The sequence below is a fragment of the Thalassospira xianhensis MCCC 1A02616 genome, from assembly GCF_003326475.1.
Lineage (GTDB): Bacteria > Pseudomonadota > Alphaproteobacteria > Rhodospirillales > Thalassospiraceae > Thalassospira > Thalassospira xianhensis.
The window spans coordinates 25,635-41,473 of record NZ_JPWA01000040.1 but is presented as its reverse complement, the minus strand read 5'-3'; the positions used below and the strand labels follow the sequence as shown (position 1 = coordinate 41,473).

The window sequence follows — 15,839 nt, the reverse complement described above, 5'->3', positions numbered from 1 at the left end:
CGGGGCGGGGGGCGACCCCGGCCAGTTCGGGCAGCTTGGCAACCGATCGTTCGGCAAAGAAAATATGGCGCAGCGCCTTTGACTGGTCACTGTCGCGAAGGCGGACGAAGTTTTCGCGCTCAAGCCCAAGGGCGGCTTTGGCGTCGCCGGTCACGGCGGCCCGGATGGTTTGGGCGGCAATCACCGGGGCATCCTGCCCACGGGCCTTTTTGCTGATCCCGGCAAGGGTTGCATCCCAAGCATCGGCATCCGGGGCATTGGCCGGGGCGCGGTCAATCAGGGCGGTCGGGCAGGGATAGCTTTTGATCCGTTCGGCCAAGGCGATTGCGGCGGCCCGCACATCACCGTCCGCAATTTCGTCGATCAGGCCGTAATCATGGGCGGTGGTGGCCGTTACCGGTTTGCCGCCGGTGATTATGGCAATCGCGTTTTCAACCGCGATCAGACGCGGCAATCGCACGGTGCCACCGGCACCGGGGATCAGGCCAAGATTGACCTCGGGCAGGCCCAATTTGGCGGTGGCGGTGGCGATGCGGTAATGACAGCCGAGTGCGACCTCAAGCCCGCCGCCAAGCGCATTGCCGTGAATGGCGGCAATCAGTGGCTTGGTCGATTGTTCGAGTTTGAGGATCAGATCGGGCAGGATCGGGTCCAGCGGCGGTTTGCCAAATTCGGTAACATCGGCCCCGGCGATAAAGGTTGACCCGGCGCAGGTCAGGATCGCAGCGCGGACGGCGTCATCGCGGTTGATCTGATCGATCGCATCCCAGATTCCCAGACGGACCGCATGGCTGGTGGCGTTGATCGGCGGATGATCAATCGTGATGATCGCGATGTCGTTTTCGGTGGTGAGGCTGATGGGGGAGACTGTCGACATTATGCGTCCTCCGGCTCGATCGGATGAAGCAGGCAGGCGACGAGATCAGAGTCCGGATCGGCCAGATCGGCGATCACGTCGAAATGGTGTTTTTCGGGTGCCTCGACCGCGCGGGTCGAGGCACCAAGCCCGGTCCAGATATTGGCAAGAAGATCGTTCTGGCGGACAAATTCCGGCCGTTCATCCGCGCCGACCCAGCAGGTGATCGAGCATGGCAGATGCGGGCGGGTCAGTGCGGCACTTTCGGAAACCGCCTCGTCTTCGTCGAGTTTCAGCACATCATTCATCGCGGTTTTCAGAAGCGGGCGCAGATCGTGCAGGCCGCTGATCGAAACGGTGTTTTTGATGCGTGCCTGCGTTGCCGGTGACAGGGGTGAGGAGACGCAATTCATCCGGCTGACCAGATGGCCGCCGGCCGAATGACCGGTCAGGTGGATCGGGCCAGAAATGCAATTGGCAACATGATCAATCGCCGCCCCGATCTGGCGGGTGATTTCCGAAAGGCGGGCGTCGGGGGCCAAAATATAGCTTGGCAGACAGACCGCCCAGCCGCGCGCAACGGCACCGCGGGCCAGATGCGACCATGTCGATTTATCAAACGCCTTCCAATAGCCGCCATGCACGAAAACGACCAAACCCTTTGGCGTGCCTTCGGGCAGGAACAGGTCGTATTTTTCACGCTCGGCATTGCCATAGGCAATATCGAGTTCCACCCGGCCTGACGCCGCCATTTCATCGCGGAAGGCCGATGCCAGTTTGGCCCACATGCCGGGAAATTCCGCCGCACCCCTGATATGGTCGCCATTGGCGTATGCGTCGTCCCAGTTGGTGATCATTTTTTATCGTTCCCTTTTTGGAGTGCGGGTTTTTGTATAAGCCCGCAATAGACTTCGTCAGGTCCTTCGGTATCGAATCACGTCATCAATCGTTCCAGCCCGTCCCAAGAGCTACGCAAAGGTTCTCTGGTTCTGGGATCAAGGAGCCCGACTTCTTCGATCAGAAAGTTCATGCGCCCAAAGTTACAAGGTGCGCACGTAATCACCAGATTATCGAGTTCGTTGTTGCCGCCCCTTGCGTGGGGGATCACGTGATCATATTGAAGCCACATCGCTTGAAATGCGGCGTGCTGTTCGGTGTTTTTCCGGCCCCATTTTAAGGATTCCGGGTAGAGCACTGCCAATTTCGCACGGACTTCTTTGCGAATGATGGGAATGCCGCAAAAACGGCAATGGAAAGCATCCCGTTCATGGAGATGCTTTTTTTCCAATGCATTTGGCATCCGGGCCGCAACCCGCTGTTCTTTGGTCAGAACAGGTGCCGCGCCAGAAACCCCGCCAGAGGAGACGTAGGGGCTGTTCTTGCCCCAGATTGATTCCGTCCAGTCCCGGATGATCGGCATATCTGATCGTTTGATCAGCGTTGCAGCCTGTTCATGTTCCCCCTTTAGATGCGCAGTTACCGCAGCATCCAAATACTGAGCCGCTATCGCAATTTCAGAGATTGGCTCGCGGAAACATGACCGCAGGTCGGACATTAGAGATACCTTGTTGTTGGCTTGTTTGAAGCAACTTGCATCATCTTGTTTCGGGGATTCTAGGGGAAAATCGATATATTTCAAACCCAAATATTTTATGCTTGAAATAAATTTCCGGCAGGCGTACCGTTTTTGGAGTTTCCCAAAACAACCGGGGCAAAGACCCCCATATCAAGAAGGGAAAATCAGGTGAGAATAGCTTGTTTGGGTGGCGGTCCTGCGGGGCTTTATTTTGCGATTTCGATGAAATTGCGCGATCCCGGCCATGAGGTCGTGGTGATCGAGCGCAACAAGCCCGATGACACGTTTGGCTGGGGCGTTGTCCTGTCGGACGAGACGCTGACCAATCTGGCGCAGAATGATGCCAAAAGTGCCGAGGCGATCCGGGCGCATTTTTCATATTGGGATGATGTTGCGGTTCTGTATCGCGGCGAAAAGACCGTATCGACCGGGCATGGTTTTTGTGGCATCGGGCGCAAGCAGCTTTTGATCCTGTTGCAGCAGCGCGCCCGCGAATTGGGTGTTGATCTTCGGTTCGAGACCGAGGCGCAAAGTGCCGCGCATTATGCCAAGGAATTCGACCTTGTCGTCGCGTCCGACGGGCTTAATTCCAAAACCCGCACCGAGTTTGCCGATAAATTCCAGCCCGATATCGATACGCGGAAATGCAAGTTTGTCTGGCTGGGTACGCATCAGAAATTCGATGATGCCTTTACCTTTATTTTCGAGGAAACCGACAAGGGCTGGGTCTGGGCGCACGCCTATCAGTTTGATGACAAGACCGCGACTTTCATCGTCGAATGCTCGCAAGCGACCTGGGACGCCTATGGTTTCGGCGACATGACCAAGGAAGAGTCGATCGCCACCTGCGAGGAAATCTTCAAGGACCATCTTGGCGGTCATGCGTTGATCAGCAATGCGCATCATGTGCGCGGTTCGGCGTGGTTGAGCTTCCCCCGGGTTCTTTGCAAAACATGGTCGCATGAGAATATCGTCCTTATGGGTGATGCGGCGGCAACCGCGCATTTTTCCATCGGATCGGGCACCAAGTTGGCCCTTGAAAGTGCCATCGGGCTTGCCAATTACCTGCATTCCGAGGCCGATTTGCCATCCGCCTTTGCCAAATATGAAGACGAACGCCGGTTGGAGGTTTTGCGCCTGCAATCAGCAGCGCGCAATTCGATGGAATGGTTCGAGGAGATCGAACGGTATTTTCATTTCGATCCGGTGCAGTTCACCTATTCCCTTTTGACCAGATCGCAGCGCATCAGCCATGAGAACCTGCGTATGCGCGATGCCAAGTGGCTTAAGGATGCCGAAGGATGGTTCCAGCGCAAGGCGGGCATTCCGGCAAATGACGAAGTCCGTCACCCGATGTTCGTGCCGTTTGCATTGCGTGACATGAAACTGAAAAACCGCATCGTGGTGTCGCCAATGGCGCAGTACAAGGCGGTGGATGGCTGCCCGACCGACTGGCATCTGGTGCATTATGCGGAGCGCGCCAAGGGTGGTGCGGGGCTGGTTTATACCGAGATGACCTGCGTTTCCGATACGGGCCGGATCACGCCCGGTTGCCCCGGTTTTTACGCGCCATCGCATGAGGCGGCATGGAAACGGATTGTTGATTTTGTCCATTCCGAAACGGATGCCAAAATCTGTGCGCAGATCGGCCATTCCGGGCGCAAGGGTTCGACCCAGTTGGGTTGGGAGGAAATGGATGCGCCGCTGAAATCGGGTAACTGGCCGTTACTGTCGGCATCCGATATTGCGTGGTCGGATCGCAACCAGACGCCAAAACCGATGACGCGCGACGATATGGATAGGGTGCGTGATCAGTTCGTCGGGGCTGCCGAAATGGCGGATCGGGCGGGCTTTGACATGATCGAGGTCCATGCGGCGCATGGTTATCTTCTTTCATCCTTCATCAGCCCGGTCAGCAATACGCGCGATGATGAATATGGCGGGTCGCTTGAAAACCGGATGCGCTATCCGTTGGAAGTGATTGATGCGGTGCGCGCCGCATGGCCGGCGCACAAGCCGTTATCGGTGCGTATTTCGGCCAATGACTGGGTCGGGGATGATGGCGTGACACCCGAAGAAGCGGTCGAGATCGCCCGGATGTTGCAGGCCCATGCTGTTGATATCTGTGACGTATCCGCCGGTCAGACGACCAAGGCCGCACGGCCCGTCTATGGCCGCATGTTCCAGACGCCGTTTTCCGACCGGATCAGGAACGAAGCACATATGGCGACCATGGCGGTTGGCAATATTTACGAACCCGATCATGTCAATTCGATCCTGATGGCGGGACGGGCGGACCTTGTCTGCCTTGCGCGGCCCCATCTGGCCGATCCGTATTGGACCCTGCATGCCGCAGCCGGGCTTGGCAACCGGACGGAAAACTGGCCGGAACCATACCATGCCGGGCGTGATCAGATGTGGCGTCTGGCGGAACGGTCCGACGTCATGACCGGGAAGGTGTAACCCATGGGAAACCTTGCCATCAGCACAGCATTGATTACCGGCGGCGGGACGGGGGTGGGGGCCGTGATGGCCCGTATGCTGGCCGATGCCGGGGTGAAGGTCGCGGTATCCGGCCGTCGGCCTGAGATGCTGGCCGAGGTGGCAAAACATCCCAATATCACCGCCATTCCCGCCGACGTGACGGACGAGGCATCGGTGCGCGCGATGTTTGGCACGTTTTGCGATGTGATCGGCGCGCCCGATCTGGTGATTGCCAATGCGGGCATGGCCGAAAGCGCGCCATTTGGCAAAACATCCATCGATCTTTGGAAGCGCACGATGGATGTGAACCTTACGGGGACGTTTTTGACGTTCCGCGAAGGGTTGAATGTGATGGATCGCGCCAGGCCGGGGCGGTTGATTTCGATAGCATCGACGGCGGGGCTTAAGGGTTATGCCTATGTCACCGCCTATTGCGCGGCAAAGCATGCGGTGGTCGGGCTTGTCAAAAGCCTTGCGACCGAGTTGGCCGCGACGCCGATCACGGTTAATGCGGTGTGCCCCGGTTTCATGGAAACGCCGATGCTTGAACAATCGGTTGCCAATATCGTTGGGAAAACCGGCATGAGTGCGGAAGACGCACGCGCAAGCCTTGCGAAGATCAATCCGCAGAACCGGTTCATCCAACCCGAAGAAGTTGCCGAGACCGTGATGTGGCTGGCAAGCAGCCAGGCCGCATCGATCACCGGGCAGGCGATTTCGGTATCGGGAGGAGAGATATGAATATGGATAAAACAGTCCGCGACCCCGATATGCCGCCAAACGAAACATCGGATATCTCAAAGGCGCGCCTTAGGGCGTGGCTGCAAATCCTGAAAGTGTCGCGCAAGATCGAGGGCGAGCTTCGCGAGAAGATGCGCCTTGAATTCGGGTCCACCTTGCCGCGCTTTGACGTGATGGCAGCCCTTTACCGATCCCGCGATGGCATGCGGATGAGCGAGCTTTCAAGCGCGTTGATGGTATCAAACGGCAATGTCACCGGGATTGTTGACCGGCTTGTCACCGAGGGGATGCTGGTCCGGGTGCCGGTTGAAAATGATCGTCGGGCATCCATCGTTCGCCTGACGGAGGCGGGCGAAAAGGACTTTGCCGAGCGCGCGCTTGTGCATGAGGGCTGGGTATCCGAGCTGTTTTCCGATCTGTCGGCCAGTGATGCCGATGCCCTGATCCGTATCCTTCGGACTGTTTATCATCATAACGAGGCGCACCATGACTAAGATGGCAAACATCACGCCAAAGCATTTCAACTGGCGCATGGAAGGCGATGTTGCGGTCATTTCGCTGGATCGGCCGGAACGCAAAAACCCGCTGACTTTCGAGAGCTATGCCGAGCTTCGCGATACGTTCCGCGATCTGGTTTATGCCGATGATATCAAGGCGGTGGTGTTTGGATCGAACGGCGGCAATTTCTGTTCGGGCGGGGATGTGCACGACATTATCGGCCCGCTGATCGACAAGGACATGAAGGGGCTTCTGGAATTTACCCGCATGACCGGTGATCTGGTCAAGGCGATCATTGGCTGTGGCAAGCCGGTGATTGCGGCCGTCGATGGCATTTGCGTTGGTGCCGGGGCGATCATTGCGATGGCATCCGATTTGCGCATCGCGACCCCGGTATCGAAAACGGCGTTCCTGTTTACCCGTGTCGGGCTTGCGGGTTGTGACATGGGGGCATGTGCGATCCTGCCGCGCATCATCGGGCAGGGGCGTGCAGCCGAGCTTTTATATACCGGACGGTCCATGAGTGCCGATGAGGGCGAGCGGTGGGGGTTCTATAACCGGCTGGTCGAGGGGGATGTTCTGGAGGCCGAGGCGATTGCGCTTGCGACCCGGATTTCCGAAGGCCCGAATTTCGGCCACATGATGACGAAAACCATGCTGGCGCAGGAATGGAATATGGGGATCGAACAGGCGATTGAGGCCGAAGCGCAGGCGCAGGCGATCTGCATGCAGACCGAGGATTTCAATCGCGCCTATAAGGCATTTGTCGCCAAGGAAAAACCGGTGTTCGAGGGGAACTGATGGCTGATACGTCCTATCTTGACTGGCCGTTTTTCGAAGACCGGCACCGCGACCTTGCCGCACGGCTTGATGCGTGGGCGGCGGCCAATCTTGACGGTATCGATCATCATGATGTCGATGCGGCGTGCCGCGATTTGGTGGCGCGGCTTAACGATGGCGGGTGGCTTAAACATGCGGCGATTGACCCCGATCAGGACGGCGCGAAGCTTGATGTCCGGTCGCTTTGCCTGATCCGGGAGACGCTGGCGCGCTATGACGGGCTGGCCGATTTTGCCTTTGCCATGCAGGGGCTTGGCAGCGGGGCGATTTCGCTGTTTGGCACCAAGGCACAGCGGGCGGAGATCCTGCCGAAAGTACGATCCGGCAAGGCGATTGCGGCCTTTGCCCTGACCGAACCGCAATCGGGATCGGACGTTGCCAATATCGCGCTTGAAGCCCGCGCGGATGGCAGCGATTTTGTCCTGAATGGCGAGAAGACCTGGATTTCCAATGGCGGGATCGCCGATTTTTATTGCGTGTTTGCGCGGACCGGCGAGGCACCGGGGGCCAAGGGGCTTTCGGCCTTTCTGGTGCCCGCCAACACACCGGGGCTTTCGATTGCCGAGCGGCTGGAAACCATTGCGCCGCATCCGTTGGCGCGATTGAAATTCAGCGATTGCCGCATTCCGGCGACGGCCCTGATTGGCCTTCCGGGTGAAGGGTTCAAAATCGCGATGTCGGTTCTGGACGTGTTCCGCTCGACTGTTGCCGCGGCTGCACTCGGCTTTGCCCGTCGGGCGTTGGATGAAACCATCAACCGCGTTCAGTCCCGCGAATTGTTTGGTGCGCCGCTTTTTGATTTGCAGATGGTGCAGGGGCATGTGGCCGACATGGCGCTTGATGTCGATGCCAGTGCGCTTCTGGTGTATCGCGCCGGGTGGCTGAAAGACAGCGGGGCAGCGCGGGTGTCGCGCGAGGCCGCGATGGCAAAACTTTATTCAACCGATCATGCCCAAACCGTCATCGACAAGGCGGTACAAATACATGGCGGCGATGGTGTGCGTTCTGGTCACATCGTTGAAACGCTGTATCGGGAAATTCGCGCCCTTCGGATTTATGAAGGCGCGTCAGACGTCCAAAAAATAATCATTGCACGGCAAACGCTGGCACAAAAATAGCTGTATCAGGGGCTTAACCATGTCGCACGTTCTGGGTCCGACCGCACATAGCGATACGTTCGCAAGGGACAATCTGCCACCGGTCGAAAGTTGGCCGGTCTTTAACCTCGAAAAGTTTCAGTATCCCGAATATCTCAATGCCGGGGTCGAGCTGACCGACCGGATGGTCGAACAGGGATTTGGCGATAATACCGCCCTGATCGGCAATGGCCGCCAGCGGACATACAAGGAATTATCCGACTGGACCAACCGCATTGCCCATGCGCTGGCCGAGGATTATGGGGTCAAGCCCGGCAACCGGGTTTTGATCCGGTCGGCCAATAATCCGGCGATGGTGGCCTGCTGGCTGGCGGCGACCAAGGCGGGCGCGGTTGTCGTCAATACCATGCCGATGCTGCGTGCCGGTGAACTGGCGCAGATCGTTGACAAGGCCGAGATCGAATTTGCCCTTTGCGATACGCGGCTGATGGACGAGCTGGTGGCGTGTGCCAAGGACAGCAGGTTCCTTAAGAAAGTCATCGGCTTTGACGGTACCGCCAATCATGACGCGGAGCTTGATCGCATTGCGCTGACCAAATCGGTGAAATATGAGGCGGTCAAGACCGGGCGCGATGATGTGGCGTTGCTGGGCTTTACATCGGGTACGACGGGGGAGCCCAAGGCCACCATGCATTTCCATCGTGATCTTCTGATCATTGCCGATGGCTATGCCAAGGAAGTCCTGAATGTGACACCCGATGATGTGTTTGTCGGATCGCCGCCGCTTGCCTTTACCTTTGGGCTTGGTGGGCTTGCCGTTTTCCCGCTTCGGTTCGGGGCAACGGCGACATTGCTTGAAAAGGCATCGCCGCCCAACATGATTGAAATCATCGAAACCTATAAGGCAACCGTGTGCTTTACCGCACCGACGGCATATCGGGCGATGCTGGCGGCGATGGAAGACGGGGCGGATTTATCGTCGCTGCGCGCTGCCGTTTCGGCGGGCGAGACATTGCCCGCACCGGTTTACAAGGCATGGATGGAAAAGACCGGCAAGCCGATGCTGGATGGCATTGGTGCGACCGAGATGCTGCATATCTTTATTTCCAACCGGTTTGGCGACAGTCACCCGGCCTGCACCGGGCGCCCCGTTGGCGGATATGAAGCCAGGATCGTTGATGATGAAATGAACGAGCTTCCGGTTGGCACGATTGGCAAGCTTGCGGTGCGTGGCCCGACCGGGTGCCGGTATCTGGCCGATGATCGGCAGCATGGTTATGTGCGCGATGGCTGGAACCTGACGGGGGATGCGTTTTTTGTCGATAGTGACGGCTATTTCCATTTTGCCGCGCGCAATGACGATATGATCGTTTCGTCCGGTTACAACATTGCCGGGCCTGAGGTCGAGGCAGCGTTGCTTGCACACCCGGATGTGGCGGAATGTGCGGTGGTGGCAGCCGCCGACGAGGAACGCGGTTATATCGTGCAGGCGCATGTGGTATTGACCCCGAATGCCAATCCGTCACCCGAAATGGCGAAGCTTTTGCAGGATCATGTCAAGGCGACGATTGCACCTTATAAATATCCGCGTTCGATCCTGTTTATCGACGCGTTACCGAAAACCGCGACTGGAAAAATCCAGCGATTCCGCCTGAAACAGGAAATGTCTGCATGATTGACTTTGCCGCCACCAAAGCCTTGTTCCATATCCCTGACGGGGTGATTTACCTTGACGGTAATTCATTGGGCGCGATGCCGAAAAGTGCGGCCGCGCGCGCCAAATCCATGATCAGTGATGAATGGGGCGAGATGCTTATTCGCGGCTGGAACGATGCCGGGTGGATGGAGCAGCCCAAACGCGTTGGCGATCTGGTCGCGCGTCTGATCGGGGCGGCACCGGGTACGGTGGTGATGGGCGATACTTTGTCGATCAAGGTTTATCAGGCGCTGGCCAGTGCGCTTGAAATGAACCCGGATCGCAAGGTGGTGGTATCGGACAATGGCAATTTCCCGACCGACCTTTATATCGCCGATGGCTTGATCAAAAGCCTTGATAAGGGCCATGTTTTAAAGACGCCCAACCCGGAAGATGTCGAAAGCCTGATCAAAGAGGACTTGGCGGTTCTGATGCTGACCCATGTCGATTACCGCACCGGGCGGATGTATGACATGAAACGGATCACCACGCTGGCTCATGAGGCGGGCGCGATTGTGATCTGGGATCTGGCGCATTCGGCGGGGGCGGTTCCGGTCGACCTTGCGGGATGCGAGGCCGATTTTGCGGTGGGGTGCACCTATAAATACCTCAATGGCGGCCCCGGTGCGCCGGCATTCATTTATGTCAGGCCCGATCATGCGAAGACCGTGCGCCCGGCATTGTCGGGATGGTTGGGTCATGCGGCCCCGTTTGCCTTTGACCTTGAATACAGCCCGGCCCCCGATGTTTCGCGGATGCGGGTTGGAACCCCGCCGGTCATTCAGATGACGGTTCTGGAAGAAGCAATGAAGGCGTGGGATGGGGTCGAGATGGCCGATATCCGGGCGCGCAGCATTGAGCTTTGCGATCAGTTCATCGCCGGGGTCGAGGCAAGTTGCCCGATGCTGGAACTGGCAAGCCCGCGCGATGCCAACAAGCGCGGATCGCAGGTATCGTTCAGGTTTGAAAATGGCTATGCGGTGATGCAGGCCTTGATTGCGCGCGGTGTGATTGGTGATTTCAGGGCACCTGATATCATCCGGTTCGGCTTTACCCCGCTTTATATCGACAACAACGATGTTGATGGCGCGGTGAAGATTCTGGCCGAGATCATGGAAACGTGCGCCTGGGACAAGCCGGAATTCCACAAAAGGAATGCCGTGACATGAGCGATAAAGCCAAAAATACCGGCTGCCCGATGAACCAGCCCTATGACCCCAGCACCGAGGGTGCGCGCACCGATTTTTCCGATCAGATGTCGTATGGCGATTATCTGGCACTGGATGCGGTATTAACAGCGCAGCATCCCTTGACCGATGCGCAGGATGAGTTGCTGTTTATCATTCAGCATCAGACATCCGAATTGTGGATGAAGCTTGCGATCCGGGAAATTACCGCCGCGCGCGATGCCATCCGCGAAGGTCGTCTGCAACCGGCATTCAAGATGCTGGCACGGGTATCGCGCATATTCGAGCAATTGAACAATGCGTGGGACGTTTTGCGGACCATGACGCCAAGCGATTATACGACATTTCGCGATGCGCTGGGCCCGTCGTCGGGCTTCCAGTCATACCAGTATCGCCAGATCGAGTTTATGTTAGGCAATCGCAACCATGCGATGTTGCGCCCGCATGCGCACCGCGACGACATTACCGAAATGCTCAACGCCGAATTGGCAACGCCCAGCCTTTATGACGAGGCGCTGGCCCTTTTGGCGCGTGAAGGCATCGCGGTGCCAGACGCGGTTTTATCACGTGATGTCAGCGCGCCATATGAGGCGCATGACGATGTGATTGCGGCATGGCATCGGGTTTACAGCGCGCCGGAAAAGCATTGGCCGCTTTATGAGCTGGCCGAGAAGCTTGTGGATTTTGAAGATTATTTCCGGCGTTGGCGATTCAACCATGTGACCACGGTGGAGCGCGTCATCGGCTTCAAACGCGGGACCGGGGGGACCGGCGGGGTGAGTTACCTTAAAAAAATGCTGGAAGTTGAACTGTTTCCGGAACTCTGGCGGGTGCGAACCACGCTTTGAGGATGGACGGGCCTGATGGAACACTGCAAAATCAGGGGCAGGCATCAGGTCGATAAGTCCGTGACAAAAAACAAGAAAGTCACGGAATGCCGATGTTGCTGAGTAGATAAAAACATAAACACGGAGGCTTTGATGAAGGGCACTAAGACGACAATCGCAGCTTTGGCTGCGCTTTTGATGGCGGGGGCGGCACAGGCCGAGCCGGTCAAGGTTGGCATGATCACGACCCTTTCGGGTGGCGGTGCGGGGCTTGGCATCGACGCGCGGGATGGTTTCATGCTGGCGGTCAAGCAGGCCAATAACCCGGACCTGACGGTTGTGATCGAAGACGATCAGCAGAAACCCGATATCGCGGTTCAGCTTGCCGATAAAATGATCCAGAGCGAGAAGGTCGATGTACTGACCGGTATTATCTGGTCGAACCTGGCGATGGCGGTGGTGCCGTCAGCCGTGGCACAGGACAAGTTTTATCTTTCGGTCAATGCCGCGCCGTCGCAATTGGCGGGCAAGGGCTGCAACAAGAATTACTTCAGCGTTTCGTATCAGAACGACAACCTGCATGAAGCCGCAGGCGGTTATGCGACCAGTGCCGGTTACGAGAAAACCTTTGTGATGGCGCCGAACTATCCGGCGGGCAAAGATTCCATCAACGGGTTCAAGCGTTTCTATCTGGGGGATGTATCGGGCGAGGTTTACACCAAGCTTGGTCAGACCGACTATGCCGCCGAAATCGCACAGATCCGTGCATCGGGCGCGGATAGCGTGTTCTTCTTCCTGCCGGGCGGCATGGGCATTGCGTTCATGAAACAGTATGCCCAGTCGGGTGTGGATATTCCGCTGATCGGTCCGGCATTCTCGCTTGATCAGGGCATTCTGGGCGCGATTGGCGATGCGGCGATTGGCATCAAAAACACCGCCAACTGGTCCAAGGACATCGACAACGACACCAACAAGGCGTTTGTCGAAACCTTCCAGGCGGAATATGGCCGCCTGCCGTCGATCTATGCGTCATATGGCTTTGACACCGCCAATCTGTTGCTGTCGGCAATGGGCAAGGCAGACGTCAAGGATGCCGACGCATTCCGTGATGCGCTGCGTGCGGCGGACTTCAATTCCGTCCGTGGCAAGTTCATCTTTGGCCCGAACCAGCATCCGATCCAGGACATTTATGTCCGTGAAGTGGTGAAGGAAGGCGACGTTCTGACCAACAAGATCATTGGCACAGCCCTTATCGATCATGCCGATGCCTATGCGTCGGAATGTGCGATGTAACGACGAAGTCTGTTTCATAGACTGGCAAGTTCGGCGGGCATTTGTGCCCGGTTTCCGGGGCTGATGCCCGCCATCTTGCGACGGAGTTTTCCTTTATGTTTTCTTTATTTCTGGAGCAGCTTCTGAACGGCCTTCAGTCGGGGGTCATGCTGTTTCTGATGGCATCGGGTCTGACGCTTGTTTTTGGTGTCATGGGGCTGATCAATCTGGCGCACGGGTCGCTTTATATGGTGGGCGCGTTTGCGTGCGCGGCCGTTGCGGCATGGACCGGTTCATTCTGGCTTGGCCTTGTCGCGAGTTTGATGGCGGCCGCCCTTGCAGGCGCGCTGGTCGAGATGCTGGTGATCCGCAGGCTTTATAAACGTGACCACCTTGATCAGGTGCTGGCGACATTTGCGCTTATTCTTATTTTTTCCGAAGGCACCCGCTGGATTTTCGGGTCCTTCCCGCTGTTTTTAAATGTCCCCGAAGCCCTTTCGGGCACGGTGACGATCCCCGGCGGATCGCAATATCCGATTTTCCGGCTGGCGATTATTGTTGCCGGTCTGATCGTGGCGGCGGGTCTTTTTGCCCTGATTGGCAAGACGCGGCTTGGCACGCGCATTCGCGCCGGTGAAGCCGACCGCGAAATGATTGCGGCACTGGGGATCAATATCGACCGGCTTTACACGGTTGTTTTCGCCCTTGGTGCGGCATTGGCCGGGTTGGCGGGGGCGTTTGTCGGCACGACGCAATCGGTACAGGTCGGCATGGGCGAACCGGTTCTGATTTTGGCATTCGTTGTTATCGTGATTGGCGGGATCGGGTCGATCAAAGGCGCACTTATCGGATCGCTTCTGGTGGGCTTTACCGACACGATGGGGCGGTTTTTGCTGCCCATCGGGTTCGAGGCATTTTTCGATCCGGCAAGTGCGACGGCGATTGGGTCCGCACTTGCATCGATGCTGATTTATATCGTTATGGCGCTGGTGCTTTTCCTGCGGCCAAGCGGTTTGTTCGGGACGGAAGCCTGATATGAGCATGAACCGCGAAACCATCCTTAATATCGTTCTGGCGGCGTTGCTGATTGCGGTGCCGGTGATCGCACAGATCATGGGCGAGCCGTTTATCATCACCCTTGCGACCAAGGTTGCGATCCTTGGCATGGCGGGGGTCGGGCTTAACATCGCACTTGGCTATGGCGGGCTTGTATCGTTTGGCCATGCGGCGTTTTTCGGGATCGGGGGTTATGCCGCCGGTATCCTTGCCAGCCATGCGTTGAATTACGAGCCGATCATGGAGGCCCCGTTTGAGATCAACGGTACGACACAGATGATTGTCATCTGGATCGTGGCATTGATTGCATCCGCTTTGGTGGCGCTTCTGATCGGGGCGATCACGCTTCGGACCAGTGGGGTCTATTTCATCATGATCACGCTGGCCTTTGCGCAGATGATCTATTATTTCGCGATTTCCTGGCCTGCTTACGGTGGGGAAGACGGGCTTTCGATCTATGTGCGCAACAGCTTCCCGGGGCTGAACACGCTTGATCCGATCAGCTTCTTTGCGCTGTGTGCGGCGATGCTGGGTATTGCGATTGCGTTTTCGGCGGTGCTGATCCGGTCGCGGTTTGGTTTGGCCCTGCATGGGGCGCGGCAAAACAGCCAGCGCATGATGGCTATTGGTATTGCGCCGTTTCGGGTGCGTCTGGTGGCGTTCGTGATTTCGGCGATGATTACCGCATGGGCCGGTGCGCTTTATGCCGATCTGAACCGGTTTGTCAGCCCGTCGATGCTGTCATGGCATATGTCAGGCGAAATCATGGTGTTTGTCATTCTTGGCGGGGTCGGGCGGCTGTTTGGTCCGGTTGCGGGGGCGGCACTTTACATCCTTCTGGAACATCTTCTGGGCGGCATGTTTGAATATTGGCAATTGCCGCTGGGTATTCTGTTGCTGGTGGTGGTGCTGTTTGCACGCGGTGGCCTGATCGGCCTTCTGGCGGGGGAGCGCAAACATGCCTGAAGCCATTCTTTCACTATCCAATGTCACCAAGCAGTTCGGCGCGTTGCTGGCCAGTGACAATGTGTCGCTGGACCTTTTGCCCGGTGAAATCCATGCCCTGATCGGGCCGAACGGGGCGGGGAAATCCACCCTGATCAAGCAGATCGCGGGCGAGATCAAACCTGATAGCGGCGACATCCGTTTTGCCGGGCGCGATATCAATGATCTGAGCGCGGTGGAACGATCCCGTATGGGGTTGGCGCGGACATTTCAGGTGTCATCTTTGATGCCGGAATTCTCCGTCCTGCAAAACGTCGTTCTGGCGCAGCAATCGGTCAGCGGTAAAATCTTCCGGTTTTTCAAGCCGGTTCTGAGCGATGCGTCGCTTCTTGAACCGGCGATGGCGCAGCTGGAACGGGTTGGCCTTGCCGACCGGGCCCATATGCGGGCCGCCGACATTTCGCACGGTGAACGCAGGCAGCTTGAAATGGCGGTTGCGTTAGCACTTAAACCGCGTGCCTTCCTGCTTGACGAGCCGATGGCGGGCATGGGGCCGGAAGGGTCCAAACGTTTGACCGGGTTCCTGGACGGATTGCGGGCAGAAGCGCCGATCCTTCTGGTCGAACATGATATGGACGCGGTTTTTGCGCTGGCCGACCGGATTTCGGTTCTGGTCTATGGGCGGGTGATTGCGACCGGCACGGTTGACGATATTCGTGGCAATGAAGACGTCAAGCGGGCGTACTTGGGGGAGGAAGCCTGAT

Annotated in this window: 15 protein-coding genes; 12 read left to right on the top strand and 3 right to left on the bottom strand. The window is 57.4% G+C overall.

Translation table 11 applies throughout. The features are described 5' to 3' along the window. The 3 genes from TH5_RS22025 to TH5_RS22015 form a co-directional block, all read right to left on the bottom strand. Window positions 1-877 (bottom strand): enoyl-CoA hydratase/isomerase family protein (locus TH5_RS22025; protein WP_147250162.1); only part of this gene is annotated, 877 nt, incomplete at its 3' end. Next, window positions 877-1,713: an alpha/beta hydrolase gene (locus tag TH5_RS22020; protein ID WP_114123682.1), complete on the bottom strand. Its 837-nt coding sequence runs from the start codon at window positions 1,711-1,713 to the stop codon at window positions 877-879. The genes TH5_RS22025 and TH5_RS22020, both read right to left, overlap by 1 nt. Before the next feature lie 77 nt (window positions 1,714-1,790). Continuing rightward, complete coding sequence (locus TH5_RS22015; protein ID WP_208638517.1) at window positions 1,791-2,495, bottom strand: HNH endonuclease; 705 nt, start codon at window positions 2,493-2,495, stop codon at window positions 1,791-1,793. Window positions 2,496-2,600: 105 nt separating this feature from the next. On the opposite strand from TH5_RS22015, the gene TH5_RS22010 reads away from it, so the two are divergent. The 12 genes from TH5_RS22010 to TH5_RS21955 all read left to right on the top strand — a co-directional run bounded on the left by TH5_RS22010 (window position 2,601) and on the right by TH5_RS21955 (window position 15,838). Next, complete coding sequence (locus TH5_RS22010; protein ID WP_114123681.1) at window positions 2,601-4,895, top strand: bifunctional salicylyl-CoA 5-hydroxylase/oxidoreductase; 2,295 nt, start codon at window positions 2,601-2,603, stop codon at window positions 4,893-4,895. Between the two features lie 3 nt (window positions 4,896-4,898). Further along, complete coding sequence (locus TH5_RS22005) at window positions 4,899-5,657, top strand: SDR family NAD(P)-dependent oxidoreductase (RefSeq protein WP_114123680.1); 759 nt, start codon at window positions 4,899-4,901, stop codon at window positions 5,655-5,657. Window positions 5,658-5,659: 2 nt separating this feature from the next. Further along, the gene (locus TH5_RS22000) at window positions 5,660-6,151 is read left to right on the top strand and encodes a MarR family winged helix-turn-helix transcriptional regulator (protein WP_244205002.1); all 492 of its coding nucleotides are present in this window, start codon (window positions 5,660-5,662) and stop codon (window positions 6,149-6,151) included. After that, a complete protein-coding gene (locus tag TH5_RS21995; protein ID WP_082832698.1) occupies window positions 6,144-6,956 on the top strand; it encodes an enoyl-CoA hydratase family protein in 813 nt (270 codons plus the stop codon). The genes TH5_RS22000 and TH5_RS21995 overlap by 8 nt, the downstream gene beginning before the upstream one ends. Beyond that, window positions 6,956-8,113 (top strand): acyl-CoA dehydrogenase family protein, encoded by a 1,158-nt coding sequence (locus TH5_RS21990; protein ID WP_114123678.1) that lies wholly within the window; start codon window positions 6,956-6,958, stop codon window positions 8,111-8,113. Before TH5_RS21995 ends, TH5_RS21990 begins: the two co-directional genes overlap by 1 nt. A gap of 19 nt (window positions 8,114-8,132) precedes the next feature. Beyond that, window positions 8,133-9,767: an AMP-binding protein gene (locus TH5_RS21985; RefSeq protein ID WP_114123677.1), complete on the top strand. Its 1,635-nt coding sequence runs from the start codon at window positions 8,133-8,135 to the stop codon at window positions 9,765-9,767. Next, complete coding sequence (kynU, locus tag TH5_RS21980; RefSeq protein ID WP_114123676.1) at window positions 9,764-10,957, top strand: kynureninase; 1,194 nt, start codon at window positions 9,764-9,766, stop codon at window positions 10,955-10,957. The genes TH5_RS21985 and kynU overlap by 4 nt, the downstream gene beginning before the upstream one ends. Then, a complete protein-coding gene (gene kynA, locus TH5_RS21975) occupies window positions 10,954-11,823 on the top strand; it encodes a tryptophan 2,3-dioxygenase (RefSeq protein ID WP_208638516.1) in 870 nt (289 codons plus the stop codon). The genes kynU and kynA overlap by 4 nt, the downstream gene beginning before the upstream one ends. Before the next feature lie 132 nt (window positions 11,824-11,955). Beyond that, entirely contained in the window at window positions 11,956-13,095 is a 1,140-nt protein-coding gene (locus tag TH5_RS21970) for an ABC transporter substrate-binding protein (protein WP_114123675.1), read from the top strand. Window positions 13,096-13,190: 95 nt separating this feature from the next. After that, window positions 13,191-14,108, top strand: coding sequence for a branched-chain amino acid ABC transporter permease (locus TH5_RS21965; protein WP_114123674.1), 918 nt, complete (start codon window positions 13,191-13,193; stop codon window positions 14,106-14,108). A gap of 1 nt (window position 14,109) precedes the next feature. Then, window positions 14,110-15,096 carry a branched-chain amino acid ABC transporter permease gene (locus TH5_RS21960; RefSeq protein ID WP_114123673.1) on the top strand — a complete coding sequence of 329 codons (987 nt, stop codon included), beginning with the start codon at window positions 14,110-14,112 and terminating at the stop codon, window positions 15,094-15,096. Then, window positions 15,089-15,838 carry an ABC transporter ATP-binding protein gene (locus tag TH5_RS21955; RefSeq protein WP_114123672.1) on the top strand — a complete coding sequence of 250 codons (750 nt, stop codon included), beginning with the start codon at window positions 15,089-15,091 and terminating at the stop codon, window positions 15,836-15,838. The genes TH5_RS21960 and TH5_RS21955 overlap by 8 nt, the downstream gene beginning before the upstream one ends. The last annotated feature ends 1 nt before the right edge of the window (window position 15,839 follow it).

Bases quoted from the DNA above. Each gene is read 5' to 3' on its own strand.
- TH5_RS22000 (WP_244205002.1), top strand. From the start codon at position 5,660: ATGGATAAAACAGTCCGCGACCCCGATATGCCGCCAAACGAAACATCG.
- TH5_RS21990 (WP_114123678.1), top strand. From the start codon at position 6,956: ATGGCTGATACGTCCTATCTTGACTGGCCGTTTTTCGAAGACCGGCAC.
- TH5_RS21960 (WP_114123673.1), top strand. From the start codon at position 14,110: ATGAGCATGAACCGCGAAACCATCCTTAATATCGTTCTGGCGGCGTTG.
- kynU (WP_114123676.1), top strand. From the start codon at position 9,764: ATGATTGACTTTGCCGCCACCAAAGCCTTGTTCCATATCCCTGACGGG.
- TH5_RS21985 (WP_114123677.1), top strand. From the start codon at position 8,133: ATGTCGCACGTTCTGGGTCCGACCGCACATAGCGATACGTTCGCAAGG.
- TH5_RS21955 (WP_114123672.1), top strand. From the start codon at position 15,089: ATGCCTGAAGCCATTCTTTCACTATCCAATGTCACCAAGCAGTTCGGC.
- TH5_RS22005 (WP_114123680.1), top strand. From the start codon at position 4,899: ATGGGAAACCTTGCCATCAGCACAGCATTGATTACCGGCGGCGGGACG.
- TH5_RS21995 (WP_082832698.1), top strand. From the start codon at position 6,144: ATGACTAAGATGGCAAACATCACGCCAAAGCATTTCAACTGGCGCATG.
- TH5_RS21965 (WP_114123674.1), top strand. From the start codon at position 13,191: ATGTTTTCTTTATTTCTGGAGCAGCTTCTGAACGGCCTTCAGTCGGGG.
- kynA (WP_208638516.1), top strand. From the start codon at position 10,954: ATGAGCGATAAAGCCAAAAATACCGGCTGCCCGATGAACCAGCCCTAT.
- TH5_RS21970 (WP_114123675.1), top strand. From the start codon at position 11,956: ATGAAGGGCACTAAGACGACAATCGCAGCTTTGGCTGCGCTTTTGATG.
- TH5_RS22020 (WP_114123682.1), bottom strand. From the start codon at position 1,713: ATGATCACCAACTGGGACGACGCATACGCCAATGGCGACCATATCAGG.